This window comes from Amycolatopsis albidoflavus (assembly GCF_039525725.1).
Classification (GTDB): Bacteria; Actinomycetota; Actinomycetes; order Mycobacteriales; family Pseudonocardiaceae; genus Amycolatopsis; species Amycolatopsis albidoflava.
Window position 1 is genome coordinate 104,686 of sequence record NZ_BAAAHV010000031.1, and the last position, 25,436, is coordinate 130,121.

General features: G+C 68.6%; 25 protein-coding genes. 10 read left to right on the forward strand and 15 right to left on the reverse strand.

What is annotated here, in order from left to right:
• Positions 1–160: 160 nt before the first annotated feature.
• Positions 161–1,207, reverse strand: a complete 1,047-nt coding sequence (locus tag ABD156_RS44955; protein ID WP_344287845.1) for a LysR family transcriptional regulator — start codon at positions 1,205–1,207, stop codon at positions 161–163.
• A gap of 183 nt (positions 1,208–1,390) precedes the next feature.
• On the opposite strand from ABD156_RS44955, the gene ABD156_RS44960 reads away from it, so the two are divergent.
• Positions 1,391–1,924 (forward strand): hypothetical protein, encoded by a 534-nt coding sequence (locus ABD156_RS44960; RefSeq protein WP_344287847.1) that lies wholly within the window; start codon positions 1,391–1,393, stop codon positions 1,922–1,924.
• 879 nt (positions 1,925–2,803) lie between these two features.
• Here the strand turns inward: ABD156_RS44960 and ABD156_RS44965 are convergent.
• The 4 genes from ABD156_RS44965 to ABD156_RS44980 all read right to left on the reverse strand — a co-directional run bounded on the left by ABD156_RS44965 (position 2,804) and on the right by ABD156_RS44980 (position 6,052).
• Positions 2,804–4,090, reverse strand: a complete 1,287-nt coding sequence (locus ABD156_RS44965; protein WP_344287849.1) for a hypothetical protein — start codon at positions 4,088–4,090, stop codon at positions 2,804–2,806.
• 1 nt (position 4,091) lies between these two features.
• Entirely contained in the window at positions 4,092–4,688 is a 597-nt protein-coding gene (locus tag ABD156_RS44970; protein ID WP_344287851.1) for a DUF3558 domain-containing protein, read from the reverse strand.
• The gene (locus tag ABD156_RS44975) at positions 4,685–5,095 is read right to left on the reverse strand and encodes a hypothetical protein (RefSeq protein WP_344287853.1); all 411 of its coding nucleotides are present in this window, start codon (positions 5,093–5,095) and stop codon (positions 4,685–4,687) included. Before ABD156_RS44975 ends, ABD156_RS44970 begins: the two co-directional genes overlap by 4 nt.
• Positions 5,096–5,458: 363 nt before the next feature.
• Positions 5,459–6,052: a TetR/AcrR family transcriptional regulator gene (locus ABD156_RS44980; RefSeq protein WP_344287855.1), complete on the reverse strand. Its 594-nt coding sequence runs from the start codon at positions 6,050–6,052 to the stop codon at positions 5,459–5,461.
• A gap of 78 nt (positions 6,053–6,130) precedes the next feature.
• Between ABD156_RS44980 and ABD156_RS44985 the strand changes: the two genes are divergently transcribed.
• Positions 6,131–6,877, forward strand: coding sequence for an alpha/beta fold hydrolase (locus ABD156_RS44985; protein WP_344287857.1), 747 nt, complete (start codon positions 6,131–6,133; stop codon positions 6,875–6,877).
• A gap of 6 nt (positions 6,878–6,883) precedes the next feature.
• Here ABD156_RS44985 and ABD156_RS44990 read toward each other — a convergent pair whose 3' ends face one another.
• The gene (locus tag ABD156_RS44990) at positions 6,884–7,651 is read right to left on the reverse strand and encodes a methyltransferase (RefSeq protein WP_344287860.1); all 768 of its coding nucleotides are present in this window, start codon (positions 7,649–7,651) and stop codon (positions 6,884–6,886) included.
• Positions 7,652–7,768: 117 nt separating this feature from the next.
• Here ABD156_RS44990 and ABD156_RS44995 point away from each other — a divergent pair, with 117 nt between their 5' ends.
• From ABD156_RS44995 to ABD156_RS45025, 7 genes are all read left to right on the forward strand, one after another.
• Positions 7,769–8,140: a YciI family protein gene (locus ABD156_RS44995; RefSeq protein ID WP_344287862.1), complete on the forward strand. Its 372-nt coding sequence runs from the start codon at positions 7,769–7,771 to the stop codon at positions 8,138–8,140.
• Positions 8,137–9,336, forward strand: a complete 1,200-nt coding sequence (locus tag ABD156_RS45000; protein ID WP_344287864.1) for an RNA polymerase sigma factor — start codon at positions 8,137–8,139, stop codon at positions 9,334–9,336. The genes ABD156_RS44995 and ABD156_RS45000 overlap by 4 nt, the downstream gene beginning before the upstream one ends.
• Positions 9,337–9,426: 90 nt before the next feature.
• Positions 9,427–11,034 carry a fatty acyl-AMP ligase gene (locus tag ABD156_RS45005; RefSeq protein WP_344288299.1) on the forward strand — a complete coding sequence of 536 codons (1,608 nt, stop codon included), beginning with the start codon at positions 9,427–9,429 and terminating at the stop codon, positions 11,032–11,034.
• Positions 11,027–11,284, forward strand: coding sequence for an acyl carrier protein (locus ABD156_RS45010; RefSeq protein ID WP_344287866.1), 258 nt, complete (start codon positions 11,027–11,029; stop codon positions 11,282–11,284). Before ABD156_RS45005 ends, ABD156_RS45010 begins: the two co-directional genes overlap by 8 nt.
• Position 11,285: 1 nt before the next feature.
• Complete coding sequence (locus tag ABD156_RS45015; protein WP_344287868.1) at positions 11,286–11,618, forward strand: hypothetical protein; 333 nt, start codon at positions 11,286–11,288, stop codon at positions 11,616–11,618.
• Positions 11,618–15,130 carry a hypothetical protein gene (locus tag ABD156_RS45020; RefSeq protein ID WP_344287870.1) on the forward strand — a complete coding sequence of 1,171 codons (3,513 nt, stop codon included), beginning with the start codon at positions 11,618–11,620 and terminating at the stop codon, positions 15,128–15,130. Before ABD156_RS45015 ends, ABD156_RS45020 begins: the two co-directional genes overlap by 1 nt.
• Before the next feature lie 8 nt (positions 15,131–15,138).
• On the forward strand, positions 15,139–15,543 hold the full coding sequence (locus tag ABD156_RS45025; RefSeq protein ID WP_344287873.1) for a hypothetical protein: 405 nt from the start codon (positions 15,139–15,141) through the stop codon (positions 15,541–15,543).
• Positions 15,544–15,585: 42 nt separating this feature from the next.
• On the opposite strand, the gene ABD156_RS45030 is transcribed toward ABD156_RS45025, so the two are convergent.
• Positions 15,586–16,575, reverse strand: a complete 990-nt coding sequence (locus ABD156_RS45030) for an NADP-dependent oxidoreductase (RefSeq protein ID WP_344287875.1) — start codon at positions 16,573–16,575, stop codon at positions 15,586–15,588.
• A 123-nt stretch (positions 16,576–16,698) separates the two neighbouring features.
• Here ABD156_RS45030 and ABD156_RS45035 point away from each other — a divergent pair, with 123 nt between their 5' ends.
• Positions 16,699–17,607, forward strand: coding sequence for a LysR family transcriptional regulator (locus ABD156_RS45035; RefSeq protein WP_344287877.1), 909 nt, complete (start codon positions 16,699–16,701; stop codon positions 17,605–17,607).
• Here ABD156_RS45035 and ABD156_RS45040 read toward each other — a convergent pair.
• From ABD156_RS45040 to ABD156_RS45075, 8 genes are all read right to left on the reverse strand, one after another.
• A complete protein-coding gene (locus ABD156_RS45040) occupies positions 17,591–18,322 on the reverse strand; it encodes a zinc finger Ran-binding domain-containing protein (RefSeq protein WP_344287879.1) in 732 nt (243 codons plus the stop codon). The genes ABD156_RS45035 and ABD156_RS45040 overlap by 17 nt on opposite strands.
• Positions 18,306–18,743: a hypothetical protein gene (locus ABD156_RS45045; RefSeq protein ID WP_344287881.1), complete on the reverse strand. Its 438-nt coding sequence runs from the start codon at positions 18,741–18,743 to the stop codon at positions 18,306–18,308. The genes ABD156_RS45040 and ABD156_RS45045 overlap by 17 nt, the downstream gene beginning before the upstream one ends.
• Before the next feature lie 71 nt (positions 18,744–18,814).
• Complete coding sequence (locus ABD156_RS45050; RefSeq protein ID WP_344287883.1) at positions 18,815–19,516, reverse strand: vWA domain-containing protein; 702 nt, start codon at positions 19,514–19,516, stop codon at positions 18,815–18,817.
• Positions 19,516–20,457, reverse strand: a complete 942-nt coding sequence (locus ABD156_RS45055; RefSeq protein ID WP_344287884.1) for a protein kinase domain-containing protein — start codon at positions 20,455–20,457, stop codon at positions 19,516–19,518. The genes ABD156_RS45050 and ABD156_RS45055 overlap by 1 nt, the downstream gene beginning before the upstream one ends.
• Entirely contained in the window at positions 20,454–21,473 is a 1,020-nt protein-coding gene (locus tag ABD156_RS45060; RefSeq protein ID WP_344287886.1) for a serine/threonine protein phosphatase, read from the reverse strand. The genes ABD156_RS45055 and ABD156_RS45060 overlap by 4 nt, the downstream gene beginning before the upstream one ends.
• Before the next feature lie 3 nt (positions 21,474–21,476).
• Positions 21,477–22,457: a hypothetical protein gene (locus tag ABD156_RS45065; RefSeq protein ID WP_344287888.1), complete on the reverse strand. Its 981-nt coding sequence runs from the start codon at positions 22,455–22,457 to the stop codon at positions 21,477–21,479.
• Complete coding sequence (locus tag ABD156_RS45070) at positions 22,454–24,589, reverse strand: hypothetical protein (protein ID WP_344287889.1); 2,136 nt, start codon at positions 24,587–24,589, stop codon at positions 22,454–22,456. Before ABD156_RS45070 ends, ABD156_RS45065 begins: the two co-directional genes overlap by 4 nt.
• Positions 24,590–24,620: 31 nt before the next feature.
• Positions 24,621–25,202 carry a toll/interleukin-1 receptor domain-containing protein gene (locus ABD156_RS45075; protein ID WP_344287891.1) on the reverse strand — a complete coding sequence of 194 codons (582 nt, stop codon included), beginning with the start codon at positions 25,200–25,202 and terminating at the stop codon, positions 24,621–24,623.
• Between the last annotated feature and the right edge of the window lie 234 nt (positions 25,203–25,436).

The following is a 25,436-nucleotide window of genomic DNA, read 5'->3' on the forward strand; positions in this document are numbered from 1 at the left end:
GGTGCCGGTCGTGGCTGCGGGTTTGCTTGGCCCGTGGCGGATGCCGGTTCGTGACTGGGCGTGGCCCGGTGCCGATCCCGCCTGGTTGCCGTCCGGGTTCGGCGTTGCCCCTGGCCCGGTGCCGATCTCGGCTGCCTTCCGGTCCCTGCTGAGAGCCAGGTCAGCGGTCGACTTCGAGCCAGGACGCTTCGCCCGCCTCATGCAGTGCGTTCCACAGCAGGTTGAGCGGGTGGCTGTCCGGGTACGAGGATCGTTCGCCGCGCCGGGCGAACACGCCGACGAGCAGTTCGAGTTTCGGCTCGATATCGTCGACGAGGCTGATTGTGCGCAATCCGGAGGCGGCGTGCAGGCGGTTTTCGCCCGCGGCTTCGCCGAGCCCTTGGGTGACGAGCATGCATCCGCGGATGAGACCCGAACGGAGCAGTTCGAATCCGTATTGGGCGGAGTCGATCTCGGCTACGATGTCGAGCCGGTTGCGGTAGTCGGAGCCGAACCAGCCGCGCATAAAGTCGTTGATCACGCCGCCGCTTGGGACGACGAGCGGCAGTGTCGGCAATTCGCTGGTGTGCACGGACTCGCCGGGCTTCGGAGTGTCCATATTGGTCAGGATGCCGAGGCCGCTGCGCCGCCATTCGAGCACGTCGACGGTGTCGAGCGCGTTGGTCGTGACGACGCTGCCGCAGACCAGGTCCACGTCCTTGGCCAGCAGGCGGTCGATCAGGTCTTTGGTGCGCACGTGCACGACGTTCAGTTCGATGTCCCGCGCGCGGAACTGCTCGGCCACGAGATCGCCGGCGTGGGCCAGGCTGCCGAGGGTGTAGCGAGTCGCGCCGACGGTAAGCGTTCCGCCGAGTTCGCGGCGGCATTCGTGAATGGTGTCCAGCCATTCGGTAAGAGTGCGGCGAGCCTGTTGCGCGACGGCGCGTCCGGTGTCGGTAAAAAGAACGTCACGGCCACGTCCTTGGCGGTGCAACAATGGCTCCCCGCACAATTCGGAGAAATTGCGGTTGAGAGTGTCGAGTTGTTTTTGCACACTGGACTGGTCGCGGCCGAGCGTGCGGGCGGCGGCGAGGGCGGTTCCGGTTTCCGCGACCGTGATCAGCGTGCGCAACTGGTCGAACGTCGTGTCGAGCAGGGCAGGTGAGGAGCGCAGGAGCCTGCTGAGCACGTTGAACGACGGCGACCGGAACGGGCTGGGTGCGGACATCTGCCAGGGCTCGCCTTCTGCATTCGCTTCTCGGACGACGAAGAGCCTAACCCGGCTCTTCTGATCTCGCGGCCAGTTCAAAAAATCTGCAGATTTTATCGGCGAACCAGTGGACGGCGCAAGCAGTCGGCGGGAAACTCCGTGACGCTTGATTCGATTGCTGATCCAAGGAGTTCGACAGAAGTGAGTTCGTACAGTTCCACCGGCGCGCGACGTTCCCGCACCCTGACCATCGGCGGGGGGCTGGGATTGGTCGGCGCGCTCAGCGGGCTGCTGTGGGGTGCGATGGTGCTGGTGCAGGGCGAGGGCTTGATTCGCCCCGCCGTGCAGGAATACTTGCAGAACGAAGGCCGAGAGCTGGCCTCGAGCGGTCTGCTGACGGCCAATGACCTGACCGGAATCGCCATGACGTCCTTCAACAGCCGCGCGGCGATCTGGCTGGTCATCGGCCTGGTAACGCTGGTGTCGGCCGTGATGGTCCTCGCCGCGCACAACTGGGCGCGAGTGGTGCTGACAGTCTTCGCGGTCTTCGGCATCGGCCTTGGCCTGCGCGACCTGATCGACCTGAACCCGGCGCTGCTGAACGCCTTCGACGCTGTCGCGGTGCTGAGCCTGCTGGCAGTGCTCGTGGTGCAGTGGCTGCCCGGGGCCAACCGGGCGGTGCGGGCGCGGAAGAACGCGGTGATCGCGCGGAAGGCCGCGGCTTTCGCGGTCTGAGGTCTTTTGAGGACGCGGTTTTTGCGCGCGGCACGTTCTGAGGGGTCGTGCCGCTTGAGGAACCTGATGTCTGAGGGGAAGTGCCTGTCGGGATGCGGTGCCGGAGGGGACTGTTTGAGGGGACAGTGCCGAGGGCGGTGACCGTTTCAGCGGCAGCGCGGTGCGGAGCGATCGCGGGGGAGCGAATGCTCCGGGGGAGCGCGCCCGGTGGGGCGGTCATCTGCAATGACGGTGCCGGGGGGTCGTGAGGGGGCGACGGTGGACACGCATCCGTTCGGGGGCGGATGCGTGAGAGAGACAGCGCCGCCGAAAGGACGATCGATCGAGGGGCGCGGCTGTTCGAGGGATGGCACCGGAGGGCGGTATTGAGGGTCGGTGCCTGAGGGGGACTGTTTGAAGGACGTTGCTGGAGGGCGGCGTTGAGGGTCGGTGTCTGAGGCACGACTGTTCGGAGGACGTTGTCGGAGGGGCGGCGTTCGATGAGGCAAGCCTTCGAGGGGCAGCGTTTGAGGGAAGCGATGCTTGAGGGGAGCTCCGTTCGAGGGGGAGTTCCGCCTCGTCGCCTGATGGGCGGCGAGGCGGGACCGGGTCGCTAGACCCGTTCCTGCCGCTGATCAGCCGCTACGGTGCGCCGTTGACCGCGGCGAATGGCGGTGGCGAATCATCGCGGCGAGTGATCGTGGCGAGCGGCCGCGACGAGTCGCCATGGCGAGTGTCCGTGGCGGTGGCGAGTGGCGGTGGTGAGTTGCCATGGCTAGTGACCGCAACGAGTGGCGGTGGCGAGTGACCATGGCGGTGGCGAGTCGCCATGGTGAGCGATCGTGGTGAACCGATCCGCCGGTCAGCAAAGTCCGCCGGAGCAACAGGTCTTATGCCTCGCTAAGCCCCGAGCGTCGGGGGTGTCGGACGCATTCCGGTTTCTGGGTCTACGGCGGTACCGTCGTCGGCGAAGAGGTCTACATCAAGAACGTACTTGCGTTCGTGCTCTTCGTCTTCTTCGTTCTTGCCGCGTTGCCCGCCGGGTGCCGCTGCGCCGGATAGGCCTTTTCCGCCGGGTGCGCCGCGTTCCGAGTTGACCCGTGAGGCCGCGCCTTCGCTCGGGCCGGTTCCGGAGCGGGGGCCTGCTTCACCGCCCAGTCGGCCGGAACCGGGGCCGTTGCCGGGGCGTCCGGGAGTGCCTTCGCTGCCGGGGCGTCCGGAGCCACCGGAGCCACCGAGTTTGCCGGGGGTGTTGCCAGAGCGTCCGGAGCTGCTGCCGGGGTTGCCGCCGAGGCGTTCTGCGATGCCGTTGACACGGCCGTCGATGGGGCCGCTGATGCCGAAGTCGTTCATCGGGCCGGGCAACGACGGTGCCCTCGTTCCGCCGCGCCCCGGGGTGTCTGCCGGCGGTCCGGAGGCTGGTGGCGGGGTGTATCCGGAGGTGCTGGTGTGGTCGTTTCCCTTGCCAGGCAAGGCATTCGCAGTGGCCGGGTAGCTGTGCGGGGAAAGGCTGTTAGGCCCAGTGCCAGGACTGAATGTCGCAGTACCGCCGGTCGAATGACGCTCGGGGGCGACCGAGCCGGGCTGGGACTGGGACTGGGGTTTGGGCTCGGCGGAGGGGTGCTGCTGGATGGTCACATCCCCGCCGTCGTAGGCGCCGATCTTGCCGTAGTCGACCTTCAGCTGCTGGGTGTTTCCCTGGCTTTCCGAGGTAAATTTCTCATACGTATCAAGGTTTTTCCGCTGCGCGCTGTCATGCTCCAGAAGCTTGGACATGACGTCCGCGTTCATCAGGCCCGCCGCGGGTGTCGGGCTGCCGGTGGGGGCGGGAGGGATCGAGGTCAGCTGATTCCGCAGGTTCTCGTGCATCGCGATGCCGGTGGCGTGGGTGTTTTCGTTGGCCGCGAACGCCTGGTGCGCGTCGATCGCCGAGGCGCGGACCTGGCGCAGGCGCTCGCTGACCAGATCGGAACCCTCGCCGCTCCAGCACGATTCCAGCTTCGTCAGGGTTCCAGAGAGGTCCTGGCTCAGCGTCTCCTGCTCGGCGGCCAGCTCGCGAGCCATGGTCGCGCCTTCGTGCCAGCCGCTGGGTTCCGAAGCCCGCACCTGCGTGACGATGTCCTCGATCGGCACCGTCAGCTCCTGGTGCTGGTCGAGGTACTGCTTGATCGGCTCCCAGAATTTCATGTCACCGCCCGGCCTTGTGCTTCAACGTGGTGAGGACGTCGTTGGCGACGTCGGTCGCGAGCGGGCACGGGTCGACGTTCCCGAATTTGGTGCCGCCCGGCGTGACCTCGACCGCGAAGGACAGCTGGTCGGTGACCCCGACGTTGACGTCGCAGGTCTGGGAATTCGGCCCGGGTTGAGTGCTGTAGGCGACGGCGGGGAAGCCTTGGATGGGCTGCAGCACGTCGAAGCGCTTCATCTGCGGCCGGACGTTCACGTAGACGTTGCTGAGGCCGTCGTTGTGCTTGTCGAAGAACGACAGTCCGATGAACCCATGGGTGTCGGGGCTGGTCCAGTCGCAGGCACGGACTGGGGAGGTGTCGGGCTTCCCCGGCACTGCGGAACCGAGCTGGTCGGTCAGTTGCTGCGGGGTGAGCGCCTGGCACGGATCGCCGGAGAGCACGTCGTCCGGCAGCGGGTTTTCGACCTTGGGCGCGCCGCCGTAGGGCAGGTTTTGCGTCGGCGACGCGGAAGGCGTCGGGGTGCCGTCCGTGGGGGTGGAGCAGCCGACGGCGAGGACAGCGACGGCGAGCATCGCGACTGTCGTGCGCAGGTTCATCCGATTTTTCCTGGAGAGTGGGCGCCGGGGTTGACGTTCTGGACGGTCTTGGTCTGGTCCTGCTCGTTCTGGCCGATCGCGGCGAGCGCTTTCCGGATCCGCTCGGCTAGCTCCTCGACGTAGCGCAATTGCAAGTCGATGTGCCCGCCTCCGTAGGAAAACGCACCTTGCTTTCCGCTGCCGTCACCGACCATCGCCACGTGCATCGCCGTGGTCGACGGGTCCTTCGACGGCGGCTTCATCGCGCACAGGGCGGTGACTTTGCGCTTCATGGAAAGAAGCCGGTCCTGGTACTCCAGCAGATCCTGAAGGATCTCCTTCGCCGCACCGGCGTCCAGCGAGAACCCGCCCTGGCGGGGCTGGGATTCCCACGGGTGAAAGACCGAGAACTCGACGTCCTCCCACACGCGAAGCCCTCCCCATGTTCGGTGTCATCAAATGCAGACAGCTAACAAAGTAGCTGATCACTCACTGCCTGTGTGACGTTCTCCGAAATGCGGAAGACGACTAGATATTAATGCTCTAGACGCAATTTCTATGCTAATCCGAGAATGCGCAGTTCAGGCCGATAAATGCCGGATCGCCCACCGGCGGACGTCCGGGAGCAGCGGGTTTCGTCGTCGGCCAGTGGCAGGACCGCGACGGCCTGGCTCTCGGCGCGCCAGGTCGCCGTCCGGTCGGCGCGGCGGACTGCGAGTTCCTTCGCGAAGTCGGCTAATCCGACAGAATCCTTGGCGAGCAAGGGATGTCCCGTCGAAAACATCAGTGCTCTAGGAAAGCGCCCGTTTCCACACCTCAGCGGCGCAGCGGCACAGTGCGGCCGGCTCCACCGCGGCTGGGTCGAGCAGGCACTGCAGGGCGATGCCGCGGAGTTGTCCGACGATGGCGACGGCGAGCTGCTCCGGGTCCGCGTCGGCGCGGATGTCGCCCTCGGAGATGCCTGCCGCGATCTCGTGGCGCAGGTCGTCGCGGAAGGCCTGGTCGCGTTCGCGGAAGATCGGGGCCAGTTCCGGCGCGGTCATCGATTCCGCCCACAGCACCAGAAAGGCGCGGCTCAGCACGTCCGGCTCGCTGAGCTGGGCTAGGTAGCCGTCGATCAGCCGCAACAGCCGGTCCAGGCCGGGCGGCAGCGTGTCCAGGCCGGGGACGAAGCCGGTCTGCGTGGTGCGGGCGAGTTGTTCCAGCAGCGCCTGTTTGCCGCCGAAGTGATGTGTGACCAGGCCGCGGCTGTACCCGGCGCGCTCGCCAACGCGCGCCAGGGTCACGGCGCGCACGCCTTCCTCGACGACCAGCTCGGCAGCGGCTTCGAGCAAAGCGGCCGACGCCTGGTCGCGGCGTTCCTGTTGAGTGCGGCGGGCGGTCACGGAAGAAACTCTACAACATACTTGCCAGCTGACAAGCAAGTATGCGTAGAGTGAGAGCGACGAGAGGGAGGAAGTCCGATGACCGCAGTTTTCGTCCACGGCAACCCGGAAACCGCCGCGGTGTGGGAGCGCCTGCTCGCCGAGCTGGGCGACCGGCCGGTCGTGTGCCTGTCCCCGCCCGGGTTCGGCGCGCCGTGGCCCGAGGGTTTCGGCGCGACGGCCGTCGAATACCGCGACTGGCTGATCGCCGAGCTGGAGAAGTTTCCCGAACCGGTCGACCTCGTCGGCCACGACTGGGGCGGCGCGCACGTGCTCAACGCCGTCATGGCCCGCCCGGAGCTGGTGCGCAGCTGGGCCAGCGACACGGCGGGCGCGTTCGACCCGGACTACGTCTGGCACGACCTCGCGCAGGCGTGGCAGAAACCGGGGGTCGGCGAGGAAGCCGTCGCGGCGATGTTCGCCGCGCCGGCGGACAAGCGGGCAGAGCGCCTGGTCGGCGGCGGAATGCACGAGTCGGTGGCCGCCAAGGTCGCCGAGGGGATGAACGACGACATGGCGCGCGCGGTCCTGCCGCTCTACCGGTCCGCGGCGCAGCCGGCGATCGCGGAGTTCGGCCGCAATCTCGAACGCGCGGCGGAGCGGCCGGGGCTCGTCATCCTGGCGACCGAGGACCACTTCGTCGGGACGGACGAGCAGCGCCGCCGTGCGGCGGAGCGGGCCGGGGCGAAGGTCGCGGTGCTGGAGGGTCTCGGGCACTGGTGGATGACGCAGGATCCGGTCCAGGGCGCGCGAATCCTCACCGAGTTCTGGGAAGCGTCCGAATAGGACAGTTCAGGCGCGCGCGACGAGATGGAACACCCGGCTCATCCGCCGGTACGGATCTCGTCGCGCCGCCTCCAGCTCCACCTCCGCGATTTCGGCGATCCGGCTCTCTTCGGGGTCCAGGTCCCTCCAGTCGGCGAACAGCCAAACTCCGTACCAGGCAAGCGGTTCAGCCCCCTGTCCGACGAGGAGCTGCGACAGTCCGGCGACCGTGTCGGCGCGCGTGTCCACGCCGAGGACGCCCCGCTCGCCGCGTGCGTCGAACGCCGTCAGCGCGTCGTTCCACCGTCCTTCCAGCGCTGGGAGGACGGCCAGCGTCTCGGCGTTGAGCGCCATCACCGAGACGATCCCGCCCGGTGCCGCGCAGGCGCACAGCGCGTCGATCATCGGCACGGGATCTTCCACGTACATCAGCACGCCGTGGCACAGCACAGCGTCGAATTTCTGGCCGCCGACCGCGCGGACGGCGTCCTCGCCGCGGCTGCGCACCAGCCGGACCCGCTCGCGAACCTCAGCTGATTCCGCAGCTAGCCGCTCCTGCGCCTTCGCCAGCATCGCGTCGGAGGAATCCAGCAGGACGACGTCGCAACCCAGGCGCGCCAACGGAAACGACTGATGCCCGGCCCCGCCGCCGACGTCGAGCACCGTGGCCGGCGGCGCAGGCAGGTGCGCCAAGAGCTGCTGATGCAGGACGTACGTGCGAATTCGGCCCTTGACGGTCGCGTACGCGCCTTCCACGAACGGACTCGCCAGCGCGGCCCAGGCGTCGGTCTCCATGCTGTTCATACTGCGCCCGAACAAGCAGTGATGCGCGTCACATAAAGTGCATGTCCAGAACCCGCCCGCGCCTCCGACCACTCCCCGTAAGACCCCGAAACCACGAGGAGCAAGACGATGAAGTTCCTGATCAGCCTGCACATCAACCAGTCCGTTCTCGACGCGCTGACCGACGAGGAGAAGGAAGCCCTCGGCAACGGCGTCACCGCGTTCATGGAGTCGACGAAGAAGTCCGGCGAGCTGATCGCCGCGCAGGCGCTGGCCGATCCGTCGCAGGCCGCGGTGGTGTCCGTGCGCAACGGGCAGCCGGTGGTCACCGACGGGCCGTTTCTCGAGTCCAAGGAGTTCCTCGGCGGCTACTACATGATCGACGTCGAGAGCAAGGAGCGCGCGATCGAGCTGGCCGCGCAGATCCCGGACGCCGCGATCGAAGGCCTCGGGGTCGAGGTGCGCCAGGTGATGTTCTCGGAAGGACAATTGGAAGCGTGAACCCTCCCGCCGTCGAGGACCTGCTGCGCGAACTCGTGCCGCAGGTTCTTGGCGTGTTGGTGCGCCGGTACGGCCAATTCGAGGGGTGCGAGGACGCCGTGCAGGAGGCTGTCCTCGCCGCTTCGCAGCAATGGCCGGTCGAAGGCGTGCCGAACAATCCGCGCGGCTGGCTGTCGACGGTCGCGTCCCGACGTTATGTCGACCAGCTGCGCAGCGACCAGGCGCGCCGCGAGCGAGAGCTGGCGAACGCCGTCGAGGCCGCGCCCGAGGTGCCGGACACCGACGACACGCTGCTCCTGCTGTTCCTGTGCTGCCATCCGACGCTGACCCCGGCGTCGCAGACCGCGTTGACCCTGCGCGCGGTCGGCGGGCTGACGACGGCCGAGATCGCCCGCGCGTTTTTGGTACCGGAGGGCACGATGGCTGCCCGGATCAGCCGTGCCAAACAGCGGATCAAGGCGGCGGGCAGTTCGTTCCCGGGCACGGAAAGCCCGGAGCGGCTGAGCGTCGTGCTGCAGGTGCTCTACCTGATTTTCAACGAGGGCTACACCGCGTCGTCCGGCAGCGACCTGCACCGCGCGGACCTGGCGTACGAGGCGATTCGCCTGGCCAGGATGGTGCACGCGCGGCTGCCGGACGACAGCGAAGTGACCGGCCTGCTCGCGTTGATGCTGCTGACCCACGCCCGCCGCGCGGCCCGCACGACGGCGTCCGGGGACCTGGTCCCGCTGGCCGACCAGGACCGCTCGACGTGGGATCGCGCCATGCTCGACGAGGGCACTGAGCTGGCGAAAGCGTCGCTGGCCGGTTCGGAGCTGGGGCCGTACCAGCTGCAGGCCGCGATAGCCGCGACGCACGCCGACGCGGAGACGGCGGAGGAGACCAACTGGCGGCAGGTGCACGCGCTTTACCTGATCCTGGAACGGATCGCGCCCAATCCGGTCGTCACGTTGAACCGCGCGATCGCGCTCGCCGAAACCGAGGGGCCGCGGGCCGGGCTCGCGCTTTTGTCCACATTAGACAGTGAAGAACGGATGGCGCGGCATCACCGGTTGCTGTCGGTGCGGGCGCATTTGCTGGAGAAAGCCGGGGATTTGCCTGGCGCGTACGAGAACTACCGGCTGGCGGCCAAGGCGACGGCGAGTATCGCGGAGAAGCGCTATCTGGAATCCCGGGCCGCCCAGGTGCGCGAGTGAATTCTCCGCGACCGGCCTCGCGGGCCGCTCCCGAGTTCGAGTAGGTTTCGCTGCGTGTCCCGGACGTCTGCGAGCGTGCCTGACGAGGTCATGCGCGTCTCGATCGTGGACCGGCTGTTCGCCCGCGAGGACGACGAACGGCCGTTGTTCACCCAGCAAGAGCACACCCGCGGTGTCGAGTACACGCTGACGTGGGCGGAGTTCGCCGCGAAAGTCCGGATCGTGGCCGGGGAATTGCGCCGGGTCGCGGAACCGGGCGAGCGCGTCGCGATCCTCGCCGGACAGGAACTCGCTTACCCGCTGGCGTTTTTCGGCGCCATGGCCGCCGGGATGGTCGCTGTTCCGCTGATGTTGCCCGGCAATCGCGCGCAGGCCGACCGGCTCGCGGGCGTCCTCGCCGATTCCGGCGCGCGAGTGTGGGCGACGTCCTCGGCCGTCGCGGCGAAGGTGCGCGAGTTCAGCGATCCCGGCGACCTCGTGGTGGTGGACGAACTGTCCGGACCTGGCATCGACCCGGTCCGCGTCGATCCGGAAAGCCCGGCCTACCTGCAGTACACGTCGGGGTCGACGCGCGAACCGGCGGGCGCGGTGATCCCGCACCGGGCGATCGTCGCCGCGTGCTGGCAGGCCAGCCAGGCCTACGCCTCCGACGAGCAGACGACCTGCGCGGGCTGGATCCCGTTCTTCCACGACATGGGCCTGATCCAGCTGCTGTGCCTGCCCGTGTACGTCGGCGGCCGGTCGGTGTTCATGTCCCCGGCGGAGTTCGTGCACCGGCCGCAGCGGTGGCTGCGCCAGCTCTCGGACTATCCGGCGGTCTTCACCGCGGCCCCGAATTTCGCCTACGACCTGGCGGCCGACGTCGGCGCGGACGACGATCTCGATCTCTCGGACGTCCGGGTCGCGCTCAACGGCGCCGAGCCTGTCCGGCCGCGCACGGTCGAGCGTTTCCTCGAAGTCTTCGGTCCGCGCGGGTTCCGCCCGGAAGCGCATCGGCCGTCGTACGGGCTGGCCGAGGCCACGGTGTACGTCGCGAGCGCGGGAGACGAAGGGCCGCGCGGCGCGGTGCTCGACCGGGAAGCCCTGGCGCAGGGACGGGCCGTCGAGACGCCGGATGGCCAGCCGGTGATGTCGGTGGGACGGCCGGTCGGGCAGCTCGTCCGGATCGTCCACGACGGACACGAGCAGCCCGAGGACGAGGTCGGCGAGATCTGGGTGCACGGCCCGAACGTCGCGTCCGGCTACTGGGGACGCGGCGACGCGGACTCGTTCGGCGGCGTCCTCGACGGGCTCGACGGCTGGCTGCGTACCGGCGACCTCGGGGTGCTGCACCGCGGCGACCTCTACGTCACCGGCAGGCTCAAGGACCTGATTGTCGTCGACGGCCGCAACTTCCACCCGCAGGACCTCGAAGCGGCGGCCGGCGAGGCGCATCCGGCGATCCGCCGCGACCGGGTCGCCGCGTTCGGCGTCGCCGACGAGCGGGGCGAGGGCGCGATGGTGGTCGCGGAATGGGTTCGCGGAGCGGAAGCCGAGGTCAAAGACGTGACCCGGGCGGTGCTGCGAGCGGTCTCGAGAGAGCACGATCTCACTCTCCGTGCGGTACACCTGGTCCCTTCTGGCGGACTTCCGCGCACTTCCAGCGGGAAGGTCGCCCGGTCCGCCGCCAAAGCGCGTTACGGTGGCGTGCGTGGGTGATCACTGCGCCGAGGTCACGAAGGTCGTCAGCGACACCTTCCGGCTCGACCCGGCCCTCGTCGTGCCCGACGCTCCGCTGGAGGAGCTCGGCATCGACTCGAAGGGCCGGATCCGGCTTCTCGCGGCGCTGGAGATCTACTACGACGTATCGATCGATCTGGACGAGCTCGATCGATTCACCGACGTGGAATCCGTGGCGGACGTGCTCGCGGAGGCCCTGGCAACAAGCCGAGCTGAGGAGAAGCACTGAAATGAGCGGTGGGGGCGGGTACACCGCGACAACCCAAGCGTTGTCGACGGCGTCGAAGAACATCGGCGACCTGGCGGAAAAGCTGCTTGACGACAATCCTGACCTCGAACACTCCGAGCTGACCAAGGAGAAGTTCGGCCGGGTGCACCAGGCGCACGCCGACAAGTACCTCGAGGGAACCAAGCAGCTGTGGGCGGCGCTCTCCGGCTACAGCACCGCGCTCGGATCGTTCGGCACGAACATCAGCACCGCCGGTTCCGCCTACGGCAAGAACGAGGACAACCAGGTCGGCAACATCAACAAGACCGGCAACGGCGTCGACGGGATCCTCTGATGGCGGACGACAAGCAGCAGCCGAAGACCTGGCCGGACGTCAAGAAGCTGCTCGACAACTCGGCGGTGCCGCCGGAGCTGAAGGACGGCCTGCTCCGGGCGTGGGTGCACGAGCACCCGAATCCCCAGGGCGACGAGGGCAAGGACGTCGCGAAGTACATCCAGTCGTACGGGCGGACGTTCATCCCCATCCCGAAGAATCCGTTCGCGGCGCCGGGCGGCGCTCCGCCGCTCGAGCAGGTCTACGAAGAGGCCCGGCAGAAGGGCCAGCAGGCCAGCTACAACCAGGACGAGAAGAAAAAGGCAGTCGACCAGGGCAAGGACGAGCTCGGCAAGAAGAAGCCGCCTGCCCCCGGCGAGGGCAAGGACGCCGCGGCCACCGGCACGAAGACGTCCGACGAACTCTTCGACCCCGCCGCGGCCGCGCTGCGGGTGTTCGAGACCTTCGGCGGGCTGCTCGAGAAGATCCCCGACGACTGCAAGGGGAACACGCGCAAGCTCGACCTCGACAAGGACATCCGCGGTCCGTTCGACGAGCAGCGCGGGATCAGTTTCGAGGGTTTCGTCAATGACGCCATGCACTTCAAGCACGGCTCGGAAACCGTGAAGTCGACGCTGACCGAAACCGGCACCGAACTGGGCACCCTGTTCGGGACCTGGACCGGAGCCGGAGCCGACGCGGCGTCGGACAAGTACAACGAGAGCATCCAGAAGAAGGCCGCGAAGCTCGGCGACGACCTCAACCACGCCAGCGAAGCGACGCTGGCCACCACGAAGACGCTGTTCGACCTGTGCAAGGGGAAGGCCGACCAGGTCATCGCGCTGTACCGCGACCAGGTCGGCAAGGCCGACTACACGATGGCGCAGAAGGTCGTCGCGGTCGCCAACGGCGAGCACGGCAGCGTCAACGACCTGGCCCAGATCGCCGGCTGGATGGACTACAACTTCGGCACCAACCTGGTCAACACCCTCAACGACCAGGGCTGCTGCGACGACGACGAGATCCAGAGCCACGGCAAGGACCTCGCCAAGCAGTGGATCATGAACCAGTTCAACCCCGACATGTGGGACAACGTCTACAAGGGGTTCGAGAAGGCCTGCAAGGACGCCAAGGACCTCGTCGACAAGGCCTACGACACTCTCGACAAAGAGATGGGCAAGATCAAGAACAAGTTCCAGGGCGCCAAGGATGGCGGGGCCGGCGGTTCTGGTGGCTCCGGGGGTCCTGGCGGCGGTGGTCCCGGCGGTGGCGGTCAGGGTCCTGGCGGCAACGGCAATGGCAACGGCAAGGGCGGCGGCTACGGCGGCGGTCAGGGCAACGGCTATGGCGGTGGCCAAGGGGACGGTCACGGCGGCGGTACTGGTGGGGGAACCGGCGGCGGTTACGGCGGCGGGTCCGGTTCGGACACGCCGCAGGGTGACCACCCCGGTGGCACTGGCGGCGGACCGGGCGGCATCGGCGGAGGTCCTGGCGGCGGCACCGGCGGCGGGTCCGGCTCGGGTGGCGGGTCCGGCAGCGGCTCCGGCTCCGGCGGGGGCGGCGGGAAGGTTCCCGACCTCGACGTCCCGTCCGATTCGCCTGGCGGCGGCCCGCTCGGCGGGGGCTCGGGCGGGGGTCCCGGCGGCGGGACCGGCGGTGGTCCGGTGGACGGCCCGCCGATCAAGACCGATTCCGGCGGCGGCTCCAGCGGCGGGTCCGGCCCCGGCGGGTCCGGCCCCGGCGGTTCGGGTCCGGGTGATTCCGGTTCGAGCGGCGGACAGGACCACACCCAGTCCGACGAAGAGGCCAAGCAGCGGGCCGAGCAAGAGGCCAAGCAGAAGGCCCAGGCCGAGGCCAAGCAAAAGGCCGAGGCCGCGATGGACGCGCTGAAGAAGGACTCGCAGGGCAGCCACGGCGGCGGCCCGCTCGGCGGCCCCGGCGGCGGCGAACCCGGTTCGACCGGCGGCGACGGCAAGGGTCCCGACGGCAAGAGCCCGGACGACAAGGGTCCTGGCGACGACAAGAGCCCCGGCGACAAGGCCCCCGGCGACAAGGGTGGCGGCGGCGGTTCCCCCGGCGGCGGCGGTCCGGTGGACGGCCCGCCGATCAAGACCGACCCCGCCGACGGCGGCCCCGGCGGCGAAGACGGCAAGCCCGGCGAGGACAAGAACCACGACGGCAAACCGGACGACGACGGCAAGGGCCACGACGGCAAGGGCCACGACGGCAAGCCGGGCGAGGACAAGAACCACGACGGCAAGCCGGGCGAGGACAAGAACCACGACGGCAAGCCCGACGACGACGGCAAGGGTCACGACGGGAAGCCGGGCGAGGACAAGAACCACGACGGCAAACCGGACGACGACGGCCGGGATGTCCTGAAGGTCAAGCAGGGCGACAAGACCTTCGAAATGTCCGAGCCGGACCACGACGGCAAGATGGATATCAAGATCGGCGAGGGTTCCGGTCCCGCCAAGGACTTCAAGATCGACTGGTCCGAAGACAAGTCCGCGCACGACGGCGGGGACGGTCAGCAGCACGGCGACGAGGTCCACCATCCCGGCGCGGACGGCAAGATCCACCTCCGCGACGGCGACACGAAGATCACCGCAGAGCGTCCGGACGGGCCGAACGGGCCTACCGTCGTCACGGTCGACGACGGCAAGGGCAACCCGACGACCTACACGCTCGGCGAGGAGGACGACAAGAAGCAGGGCGTGCACGAGGTCGACCACGGCCCGCAGATGCCCGACGGCACCACCGGACGGCACCACGCGGGCGACGTTCCTGGCCAGCCTCGCGACGACGCTCCCGGCCACCACGGCGGCGAGCACAAGGGACCCGACGGCAACGGGCACGGCGGTGCCTCGCCCGGCAGCAGCCACCCGGTGCATCCGCTGGAGGGCGGGCCGGGTCCGGAGACGTCGCACAGCGGCGACCCGTTCGGTGGGCACCCGGGACGTCCGCTGGAAGGCGGGCCTGGTCCGGAGATCTCGCATACCGGTGACCCGTTCGGCGGGCACCCGGCAGGCGATCCGGCGCATCCGGCGGGTGGCGGCCCGGGGGTCTCGGGCTCGGACGTCCCGGGGCACCCCGCGGGCGGTCCGGCCCAGCCGCTGCACCACGGCGTCCCGAGCGGGGCACCCGGCCACCCGATCGAAGGCGGCCCCGGTCCGGAGATCTCGCACAGCGGCGGTCCGGGCGTGCCCGCGGGCGCTCCGAGCGCTCCGCTGCACGGCGGGCCCATGGTCGGAGTGGACAGCACTCCGATCGCTGGCACCCAAACCGGCGGCGGGTTCTCGCAACCGGCGGGTGACCACCCCGGCGGCTCGGGCCAGCCCGGCGGCAGCGGGATGCCTGGCATGGGCGCGATGGGCGGCGGACACGGCGGTGGCGGCGGCGGTGGCGAGACCGAGCGGCGCGCCGCGTACCGGGTGGAGGGCGCGGTCTTCGACAACCTCGTGGAGCCCGCCAGCCGGATCACTGGTTCACTCGACGATGACGACGACGCGCCGATCATCCGGACCAGGTAGGAGGACGCATGAGCGAAACCGCCGCGATGCAGGCAGAACTGGACGCGCTGGTCCGCGAGCAGGCTGATCGCCGGGCGCTGCGCGAGCAGAAGGCCGAGGAGATCAAGGCGCAGTCCCAGGAGTACATGACGAAGCAGGCGCAGGCGGCCGAACGGTACGTCCAGCACCGGCGGGAAATGGGGAAGCGCAAGACCAAATCCGGGTGGAGCACGGACCGGCCGAGCACCGAACCGCCCTCGGCGTTCGATTCCGACGAGTTCGGCAACGAGCCCGGTTCGGCGTCCCCGTTCGCGGTGACTCCGAATCAGCCCGCGCCGCGCGCCGAGGCTCCGCGCCGTCCGACGCGCCGCCCGCGCCCGGTGGAAGACGACGAGGACGACGACGCTTTCCTCAACAACCGTTGGCGCGATTGAGGTTCTGACCTGGGAGGGGGCTTTGCGGCCCCCTCCCGGCGGTCAGACGCGGACCAGCATTTTCCCGACGTTCTCTCCGCGCAGCATCCCGGTGAACGCGTCCACGATGCTGGAAAACCCTTCTGCCACAGTCTCGTTCACGAGCACCTGCCCGCCGCGGACGTGCGGGATCAGGAATTCCTCGAACTCCTCGCGCGCGTCGAGGTGATTGCGCACCAGAAACCCTTCGATCCGAAGGCTTTTCCCGACGACGTCGAACAAATTGTGCGGTGCGCTCGGCGGCGTGCGCAGGTTGTTGTACTGCGCGACTGAACCGCACCAGGCGACCCGCCCGCGTTCCCGCAGGACATCGATCGCGGCGGCCAGGTGATCTCCGCCGACGTTGTCGAAGTACACGTCGATCCCGTCCGGTGCCGCCTTCGCGAGCAGGTCAGTGACGGGGCCGTCGTGGTAGTTGAAGGCGGCGTCGAAACCGAGATCGCGGGTCAGGTGCTCGACCTTCGCCGCGGATCCGGCGCTGCCGACGATCCGTCCCGCGCCGAGCAACCGGGCGATCTGCCCGGCCGCGCTCCCCACCGCACCGGCTGCCGCGGAAATGAACACGTCGTCGCCGGGACGTAGCTGCGCGATCCGGGTCAGACCGACGTACGCGGTGAGCCCGGTCCCGCCGAGAATGCCGAGGTAAGCGCTCAGCGGAACGCCGTCCGCCGGGGTGATCGTCCGGACGTCGGCGGCGGTGACGACGGCGTGGGTCGCCCAGCCGTGCCGGTGAAACACCGTCGTGCCAACCGGCAGCGTCGGCTCCTTCGACTCGACGACCTCGCCGATCGTGCGGCCCTCCAGACCCGCGCCCAACTCCCAGCCGCCCCACTCCATGAACTCGCGCATGTACGGATCGACGGACAGGTACCGGTTCTCGACCAGCACCTGGCCGTCGGCGAGCTTCGGCAGCGGCTGGGTGACGAACTCGAAGTCAGCGGCACTAGGCGCGCCCTCGGGACGGCGGACCTGGCGAACGGCGGTCAGGGACACGTGATCTCCTTAATTGGCTCTGACCAGCAATTTATCCGCGTCGAAGCCGCCTGAGCAGACCTCCGGATCGATGGACCGCGCCAATCCATGAATCTCACTCATGGCCGCGGTTAAGCTGGCCGCATGGATGCCGTCGACCTCACGCCGGGCGAGTTGCGCCTGCTGCTCGCGGTGGAGCGCACCGGCAGTTTCACCGCCGCTGCCGCCGAGCTGAGTCTCACCCAGTCCGCGGTCTCGCACGCCGTCCGGACCTGCGAACGCAAGGTCGGCGCCATCCTCTTCGACCGCGGCCGAACCGGCGCCCGCCCCACCGCGGCCGGCGCCCGCGCCCTCGTGCACGCCCGGCTGATCCTGCGCCAACTCGACGTTCTCCGCGCCGAAGCCCGGGGCGCGGCGGCCGGAACCCTCACCGGCCCGTTGCGCATCGCCGCTTTCCGCAGCGCGGCCGCACATCTCCTGCCCGCTGCCCTGGAACGCTTGACTGCCAAGCATTCCGGCCTGAACCCGCAAGTCCTGATCGTCCCCGAACTAGGCCGCGGCACCGCGGGCGAGGTGGCCGACGGACGCGCGGACGTCGCCATCGCCACCCTCGGCGAGGACGAAACCCCGCCGCCGGGTCTGGTCGCCGGAGAACTGTTCCGGGAGCCGTATTTCCTGGTGAACCCCGCCGTCCTGCCCGATCCGCGCGCTCTGCCGCTGCTCGACTGGCCGGAAAACTGCTCCTCCTACACCCGGTCCTGGTGGGCCCGGCAGGATTGGCTGCCGTCGGCGAAAATGGAAGTTGCCGACGACGGGGTGGTGCTTTCCATGGTGGCACAAGGGATTGGCATGGCAGTCCTGCCGAAGCTCACCCTCGCCGCCATCCCGCCGGGAGTCGCGGTCACCCCGATCGCCGATCCGCCGACTCGGCGGATCGGGTACGTCGCGACTTACGCGGGCGCGCAATCCCTCGCGGTACGAGAACTAGTGCGCGAATTGCGCGCGGCGGCTGAGGTTCAGGCGGTAAGCGCGGGCGTCAGTGCACCGGGGTGAGATGCTCTCGGCCGATGACCTTGTTGCGCTTCCGGACAGTCAGGTCAAGCCCGGAGATCTCGTAGCTGTACTCCCCGTTGACCGCGGTGAATCCGCTGGAAGTCCGCTCGGCATGGAGCGAGATGTGATTGTCCGCCGTGGTCGGCTGGCCGTCGTTGACGCGGCCGTCGTAGTGATAGGAGCCGTCCGAACCGACGCAGATCGTCACAGTGTGTTTGCCGGTGTCGTACTTGGCCACCAGCCCCGCTCCGGAGTCCGACAGCCAGCTAGCGGCCTCCGCCGGGCACGGCGTCGCGGCCGTGGTTTGCGCGGGTTGCTGGAACTTCGAACTGAGATGGGCGAGAAGCTGGCTGCCGTAGACGAGCGCCAGAAATCCGAAGACCGCCAGTACCAGCCACGGGAGAACCCGCCGCTTTCTCCGGCGCGGGGCATATCGCGGGCCGGGCGACGAGATCTTCGGCGCAGGCGGGGGCCGCGTCGGCGCCCGCGGCGGCGGCACTGGGGCCAGCGCGATTGTCGGCCGTTCCGTTTTGGTGTGTTTCGAATCCACGAACGCGACGGTCTCGTCGGCCGCGATCTTCAGCGGACGATGGTCCGGCAGCGCCAGTTCCCCGGTCGCGCTTCCCGCTTCCCGGCCGCAGACGCGGCACACCGACTGTTGTGCGTAGTTGTTCGTGTGGCAGGAGTCGCACGACCAATCAGCCTTGTCCGGCATCGAACACCACCACCTCGTCATCGTCTCCGGAGCGGAAGGTCACCCAGTTGCGGTCGCGGGGAGCACGGCGCACCGGAAGCGGTGCGAGCACCGGAGCCGGCGGCGGTCCCGGCGGTCGCGGGTTCGGGTTCGGCGGTGCGGTCACTTCGTCGACCAGTCGCTGCAGCAAGACCCGGTACTGCTCGGAAAACCACATCGGGAGCTCGAGCCGCGCGTCCCGGCCCCATCGCACGCTCAAGTCCAGCCGGAGAAGTTCCTGGCCGGTCAGCCCGGGTTCGATGGAGAGCGACGCTGCCGCGCAGTTGCGGACCGGGATCCGAAGCACCGCCGGCGGTGCTCCCGGCCGGGGCCGCTCGCAGATGATCAGCAACGCCCGGTCCCGGTACAGCACGACGTCCGGCCCTTCGATCGCAGGCGGCATCGGGCGCGGGGGAGCCTCCGCTGGCGGAGATGCCGCGTGGTTCCGTCGGCCGGGCCAGCGGAAGCGCCGGCTCAAAGGCTGCTCGCGATCGTGGCGATGATCTGGTCCATTTCCCATTCTTCGAGCCCTTCCCCCGCGGTGGAAGGGAAGAACAGCGTGTTGTTCCAGTCGTCGGCGATGTCCTCCCACGGGTAGGCCTCGGGAGCGAAGAGCAAGAGCCGCTTCGCCGAGTTCTCCATGCGTGCTCCGCGCTGCTGCGCGTGGCCCCACCAGGCGAAAAGCTCGTCCAGCGAGCTCGGGATCGAAGACGGATAGCCGGTGGCGCCGCGCTGGCGAGGATCGCCGAGCCGATGTGCGGGCGCGTCGGTGAAAACGACGATCACGTGCCTGCGCCGGTCGAGACCGGTCTCCCATTCGGACTGCATCGCCACGGCGAGCGCTTCCAGCCCGGACTCGGGCTCGTCCCCGCCGCCGTCCGGCCGCAGCGCGCTGACAGTGCGTTCGAACTCGTCCACCTTCGCGGGCACGGAAAGGAAATCCGTCTCGGACAAGGCGTCGTCGGCGCGGTCTCCGTAATCGCGGAAGGCGACGACCTTGAGCCGCAGGCTGCGGATTCGCCTGCCCTTGTCGGCCATTTCTTGCATGAGCTTGCCGGGGAAGGTCAGTGCGCTCGCCTTCACGTTGTCCAGGATCGGGCGCATGCTCGCGGTGGTGTCGATGCACAACACGATGTCGACGGCGTAGCCGAGGTCGGTCGCGGTCTGCTGGGTCATCATTTTCCTTTCGCCGGAACACGTCCGGTGAGATTGATCCGGACCCGGCTGGGCGCGGCCGGCGGGTGCTGGGCGCGCAGCAGGGTCAGCACGTCGTTGATCGTGGGCCGGGCCGAGGACTCGTTCCGCACGGTGCCGGACAGCACCTCGGCCCACTCCGCGGGCAGCGCCGGATCGAGCTTCAGATCGGCTCCGGCGAGCACCGCCGCGGCAGGCGATTCGAATTCCGCCGGAAACTCGGGCGGAGCGCCTGCGAGGTAGGTATGGATCAGCAGCCCCAGCGCGAAAATGTCCGCCGCGGAGGTGAGCTGGGAAGCACGGACACCTCGCTCGCCGCGGAGGTAGCTGAGCCATTCCGGTGCGCCGTAGTACGGGTTTCCGCCTACTTCCCCGGCCGCTGGCGGCTTGCCGGAAAGGTAGGAGTCGTCGAAGTCGATCAGCTTCGCGATGTGCAGGTCGCTGCGCGGCGGCCGGTGGATCAGCACATTCTCCGGCCGGAGATCTCCGTGGACGATCTTGTGTTCGTGGAGCAGCGCGACACTCTCGCAGAGGGTGTGCAACAGGATGGCGCGATCCGGCGGGGCTAGGTTCGCGGGAGCCACGTCCACCGGGTCGATCCGGTCGGTGATCTTGTAGTAGCGCGTCCCCTCGGCGAAGAAATCCCTTGCCAGCACGAGGTTTCCGGCGTGCGGATGGTCCGAGCGCAGGATGTTCGACAGCTTCTCGTGCCGTTTTTCGAATTTCCGGCAGGCCGCGAGACGGCGCTTCTTGTCCTCGACCGAGCCCATCGAGTCCGGGCGCGGGCGTTTGGGTTCGAGGAACTCCTTGACGAAGAAATCCCTGCCGTCTTTGCGGGCGAACGCCCAGAGGCATTTGCCCGCGTTCGCGTTCGACGGGCGGGTGATGATCTCGTAGCCCCGCACGGCCGAGCCGAGTTTCACGAGTCGCTCCCTTCGCGTGGCGGAAGCCGGCGCTCGTAGTACTCGCGATAGGCGAGCCACGAGCGCTTCCTGGTCTCTACCAAGGCTGTTCGCCCGCCGGCGGCCGCCCGGCGCATCGGCTCGGCGTGTTCTTCCCGCAGCCGGTCGAACCGAGCCCGGAAGCTCGCGCGGACGACGGAAAAGTCCTCGAAGCCGAGCGCGACGATCGCGATGGACGCGTCGTCCTGCGTATAGGACTGGACCTTCTCCGTGAGCAGGACCGACCAGTGCATCGCGTCCTGCGCGCTCAGCAACGTCTCCCACAGCGCGTACTCGAACTCCGCGGGAGTGCCGACGTAGCCGAAGAAACCGTCGGTCGCCGTGATGAGCAGGCACGGCAGCCGGGCGGATCCCCGGCTGCCGCGGATCTGGAACGGGCCGCCCGCCTGCACCAGGTTGGTCATCGGCGGGTCCTGGAGCAGCAGCTCCAGCGCATCGCCTGCCTCGGTGTCGTCGAGGCTGAGTTGCTGCAGCCCGCCTCGGGGTTCGGCCACGTAGCACCGGGAATCCCCGGCCCACAGAACCTGCCAAGCGGCCTGCCCGTCGGCCAATTCGAAGATCAGCCCGGCGAAGGTGGTCGGAAGCTCGCGCTGGAGTTTGCCCCGGATTCTCCGCGGGCGCAGCACGCCGGCGCCCAGCCGGTTGCCGAGGTGCGCCGCGAGCACGTTCGGGGCGATGGCGGTCGTCGCGTCGGTGAACCATTCCTCGACCAGGGCACGAGCTCGCCGGGAAGCGAGCCAGGCTTGGGTGCGCAGCTGTCCGGACGGTGTGCGGCCCGCCGGGGCCCGGCCCGCGCCGCCGACCCCGTCGAAGACGGCGAGCAATCCTGATCTCGACGGCCGGTGCAAGAGCACGAGCGGGTCGGCGTCCTCGCCCTTTCCCGCGATCCGTTCCGTCCACACCGCGACCGCGGCGAGCGCTTCTTCGGTGTAGTGCCAGAGGCGTGCGGTGCCTCGCGCACCGGGAGTTACGTCCATGCCTCAGCTTTCGTTTTCCGGTTCGGCCGGCCGCATCGAACCTCGGAGCCGGCTGGCGCGTTTCGAGGACGGCGCTCCGTCCTCGGCGGTGTTCTTCGCCGGGGGAACGTTGCCCTCGACGACCTTGGCCTCCTCGATCTCCGCTTTGGCGCGGTTCTCCAAGCTGTCCCGGAGTTTCCGCCGCTTGCCGGGCACCGCCTTGCTCCGGTCGAAGAACTGGCCGAGGACCTGTTCGCGTACTTCGGAGGCGCTGAAGTTCTCCATGTCGGTGCCGGACAAGGTGCGCAATATGTCGATCTGGGCTTTCACCTCGGCGGCGCGGTCGGCTCGTTCCCGGTCCAGCAGCGCCATCGGATCGCCGTCCTCGATCGACATGATGTGGGCGAGCATGTCCTCGCGGGTCCCGCCCGCGATCGGGCGCATGGCGTCGAAGGACAGCTTGCGCACCCGGATCTTCCGTTGCTCTGTCACGAATTCCTCGTTGTCGACCATCGAGACCGACACCGAGTAGCTGCTGAGCCGCACCGTCGGCGAGTCGCGCGCCGAGTTGAGGCGGGCGGAGATCGCGTTCGACGCCGCCGCGGGTTCCAGCACGTCGAAGCGGGCCGCGGTCTCCCGGGCGATCGAGGTGAGCGACGGCAGCAGGCTGGCGGTCATGTCGGTGACCTTGTTCAACGCGATGGCGACCGGATCGGTGACCTGGCAGGCGAACTCGACCGTCACCCGGAAGGTGAAGGCCGGGTCGGAGCTCGCCACCAGGACCGTGAACGACAGCCCGCGGGTGGCCACGTCGATCAGGTGCATCCGGCGGTAGTTGCCGGTCCGCGCGTCCGGCACGCGTTCGCCGTGGTTGACCACGAGCGGGGTGCCGGTCGCCCGTTCCAGGACCATCGCGACGCCGAGTTCGGGCGAGCGCAGCGGGGCGCCGAGGCGCATGCGCCGGACTTCTTCGCAGGCGAGGACCGGGTTGTAGGTCTGGCTCATGATGCTTCTTCCTCGAGATCGAGATCGAGCAGGGTGTCGTGGAATTCGGCTGCCTGGTCCGACGGGTCGTGCGGATCGTTCGCCCAGCCGCGCAGGAGGTGCAGGACCCGTTCGAAGTCCGTGGTCCCGCGGTCGGCGATTCCGGCCAGCACGCTGAGCACGGTGTCCGCGGCCGAGCGGTCGCGATCGGCTACCCGGACCCACGACCTCAGCGCGTCCTCGGCGAGGGTCCGGGCCGCCGTGCTGGCCAGTGCCCTTCCCCAGAGCTCCGCCAGCACTTCGCCGTGCCGGCGTTCTTCGCGCATCAGCAGCGGACGCTCGCGCAGACCGGCTTCGGGCGCGACGGCGAACGCGAATATCGTCAGGGCTTTGACCTCGGGTTCCCCGTCTTCCGAGCGCTCGGTCCACTCGAGCAGGGCCTGCAGCACCTCCTCCGCGCAGCCCGATTCGAGCAGCGCCTGGGTGCTGACGGCGACGGGTTCCAGCAAACCCCAGTCGCCGTGGCGCACGAGGCGGCGCAAGACGCGCAAGGCACGCCGGGGATTCTGCGTGCCGAGCTGCCCGCCGACCGCGAGGCCCGCGGTGATCGGCAGCCTGCGGATCTTGGGTTCGCCGACGAGTTCCGCCCACCGTTCGACATACGACCAGGCGATGCCGGTGTTGCCGGGACTCCGCGTCCCCGCGACGTTGAGCCCGTAGGCGGCGCTCTGCTGCAACAAGGCCGAGTCGGACGTGGCCCACTGCAGGAGGTAGCCGTGCACGCCGTGCTCGAAGTCGGTGTTCGCGAGGATCCCCGCGGCGTGGGCGGCCCGGGCCCGCACATCCACGTTCGTGTGGTTGGCGAGGTTTTGCAGCCAGCTCAGTATTTTCTCGCGCGCGCCGTCGAGCTCGAGCCACAGAATGCCGAGCACGGCCACTCGCAAGCGAGCCGATTTGAAGCGCAGGCTGGCTCTGCCTCGGGTTTCGTCGGAATCGAGCTCCAGCCAGCTGCGCTCGGCGACGATCTTGCGAAGGTAGCGCAGGGTCAGCGTCGCCGAGCTGCCGTTGCTGAGCTGCCGGTGGAGCGCGATCGCCGCGTCCGCGACGTGGAGATAGCTGGCGTTTTCGAGCACCGCGGTGGCGAAGACGAGCGCGACGTCCACGCTGCCCGGGTTTTGGCTGAGCCATTCCCGGACCTGCCCGGTCGGATCTCGCAGTTTGTCGAGCGTCTTGCCGAGATCCTCGTTCTCTCGAACCGCGTTGACCACGGCACGCGCGACCCTGGCCGCGAACTCCGGATTGTCGCGTTCTTCAAGCAGTTCCTCCACGTTGGCGGCGGCCAGCCGGCCGCGGAGGGTTTCGGGGTCGGCCCACGGGACCTCGCCGTCCAGCCGCTTGCGCACGATGTCCATCGGATCCGGCAGCTCGAGCTCTTCGACGACGAACTCGACGCGTTTCGTCGCGGTGGCAAGGGTTCCGGCCGCCGGGCCGGTCACGACCACGAGATGGCATTCCTCGTCCTGCAGGCGTTCGGCGGTTTTCGCGAGCCAATCGTCGGTGAGCTTGCTCGCGGAGAACTTGCCGTCGCCGTTGTCCGGGTCCACGACGAGGTAACCGCTGCGCGGCTGGTGAATCCGCCAGCTGGGGTTGCCCAGGATCGAGGCGGGAACACGGTAGATCACGGCGTTCTCGTCGAGCACCTCCCGCAAGGCCGCCAACGCGCGGCTGAACCGCCCGGTGCTCGCCGCGTCGGCGATGATCAGCAGATTGTTGCTGTGCAGCCGGTCCACGCAGTCCTGGAAGTCGGGCGGCGGCGCGAAGTACTCGATCGCGGCGAGGTCCTGCGGCTGGGCCCGGCTTCTGCCCGAGCGCCGCGAGGTGCTCCGGCCGCCCGGCCCGGCGATGAAATCGCCGTCGGTGTGCACCTCGTGGAAGATGTTGAGGTTCGTCACGCCTTCCAGCCGGCCGGCGGCCTCCGAGACGATCTTGCTGAACTGGACGTTCAGCAAGTCCGAGGCCTGGCCGCGCAGGTCGTGGACCGCTTGGTCCCGTTCCGAGGGCGGCGGGGGGTCTTTTTCGGCCGAGGAAGACTCAGACTCCGGCGGTTCCGCCGGTTCCTTCGCAGCTTCTTCGGCCGGAGTCTCTTCGCTCAAGAGTCAGCTCCGGGGTATGGGGGGGAGACGGTCAGCGGGGTCCGGCGTGGAAGTCGCCGCGCACGTCGACGCGGTCGAACTGGTTGACGACGCCGCCCTGGTGCGCGTGGGCGGTGAACTTGGTGCCGGCGACCGCGGCGGAGGCTCGGCGCAGCCCGGGAATGAGCTGCTCCAGCCTCTTCGCGAGGCGGTCGATGTCGGGGACGGCGTTGCGGAAATGGACCCGCGCGTCTTGCACATCGGCCAGTTGGCGAAGCGGTTCGGGAAGTTCTTCGCGGGTGATCCGAGGGGCGTCCAGCAGGACCGGAATGACGCGTTTCCCCAGCTCGAATGCGGTGGTTATCTCCCGGCGGACGAAGTCCTGGGGATCGTCGAGCAGGCGGTTTCCCTTACCGTCCTGGGCGTTCAGCCAATTTCTCCCGATCACTGCCAGCAGGGCATGCGAGGCCTTGACCGCGTCGAACAGGTATTGCTCCCATTCGGAGCCGAGTTCGATGGATTTCGACGCGAAAAAGACCGCTTCCGGACCGAACGCGCGGGACAGCCGATGGTCGAGCAGAGCCACGCCGAACCCGTCGTCGACCGTGCGGTAGTTGAGGAAGATCTGGTTCAACGAGTGGCCTTTCCTGGTCTGGCCGGTCGTGCGCGCCGCGGCACGGGGCCGGCCGGGGAGGAGGGTCGCGGGGAACAGAGAGCAATCTTTGGCATCCGAACGGCTGCTTGACAAGCCCTACTTGAGGGTAGGCGAGTGTTTCCTGTTTCCGATCGTCGGCCGTGCTTTTGTCCAGCTTTTGACTACCGCTGACAACACTGAAGTAATGATCTACGAAATCTGCTCCAGCTGATC

Excerpts from the sequence above, each read along its gene's own strand:
- ABD156_RS44955 (WP_344287845.1), bottom strand. The coding sequence starts at position 1,207 with ATGTCCGCACCCAGCCCGTTCCGGTCGCCGTCGTTCAACGTGCTCAGC.
- ABD156_RS44965 (WP_344287849.1), bottom strand. The coding sequence starts at position 4,090 with ATGAAATTCTGGGAGCCGATCAAGCAGTACCTCGACCAGCACCAGGAG.
- ABD156_RS44970 (WP_344287851.1), bottom strand. The coding sequence starts at position 4,688 with ATGAACCTGCGCACGACAGTCGCGATGCTCGCCGTCGCTGTCCTCGCC.
- ABD156_RS44985 (WP_344287857.1), top strand. The coding sequence starts at position 6,131 with ATGACCGCAGTTTTCGTCCACGGCAACCCGGAAACCGCCGCGGTGTGG.
- ABD156_RS44990 (WP_344287860.1), bottom strand. The coding sequence starts at position 7,651 with ATGGAGACCGACGCCTGGGCCGCGCTGGCGAGTCCGTTCGTGGAAGGC.
- ABD156_RS44995 (WP_344287862.1), top strand. The coding sequence starts at position 7,769 with ATGAAGTTCCTGATCAGCCTGCACATCAACCAGTCCGTTCTCGACGCG.
- ABD156_RS45005 (WP_344288299.1), top strand. The coding sequence starts at position 9,427 with ATGCGCGTCTCGATCGTGGACCGGCTGTTCGCCCGCGAGGACGACGAA.
- ABD156_RS45015 (WP_344287868.1), top strand. The coding sequence starts at position 11,286 with ATGAGCGGTGGGGGCGGGTACACCGCGACAACCCAAGCGTTGTCGACG.
- ABD156_RS45020 (WP_344287870.1), top strand. The coding sequence starts at position 11,618 with ATGGCGGACGACAAGCAGCAGCCGAAGACCTGGCCGGACGTCAAGAAG.
- ABD156_RS45025 (WP_344287873.1), top strand. The coding sequence starts at position 15,139 with ATGAGCGAAACCGCCGCGATGCAGGCAGAACTGGACGCGCTGGTCCGC.
- ABD156_RS45035 (WP_344287877.1), top strand. The coding sequence starts at position 16,699 with ATGGATGCCGTCGACCTCACGCCGGGCGAGTTGCGCCTGCTGCTCGCG.
- ABD156_RS45040 (WP_344287879.1), bottom strand. The coding sequence starts at position 18,322 with ATGCCGGACAAGGCTGATTGGTCGTGCGACTCCTGCCACACGAACAAC.
- ABD156_RS45045 (WP_344287881.1), bottom strand. The coding sequence starts at position 18,743 with ATGCCGCCTGCGATCGAAGGGCCGGACGTCGTGCTGTACCGGGACCGG.
- ABD156_RS45050 (WP_344287883.1), bottom strand. The coding sequence starts at position 19,516 with ATGACCCAGCAGACCGCGACCGACCTCGGCTACGCCGTCGACATCGTG.
- ABD156_RS45060 (WP_344287886.1), bottom strand. The coding sequence starts at position 21,473 with ATGGACGTAACTCCCGGTGCGCGAGGCACCGCACGCCTCTGGCACTAC.
- ABD156_RS45065 (WP_344287888.1), bottom strand. The coding sequence starts at position 22,457 with ATGAGCCAGACCTACAACCCGGTCCTCGCCTGCGAAGAAGTCCGGCGC.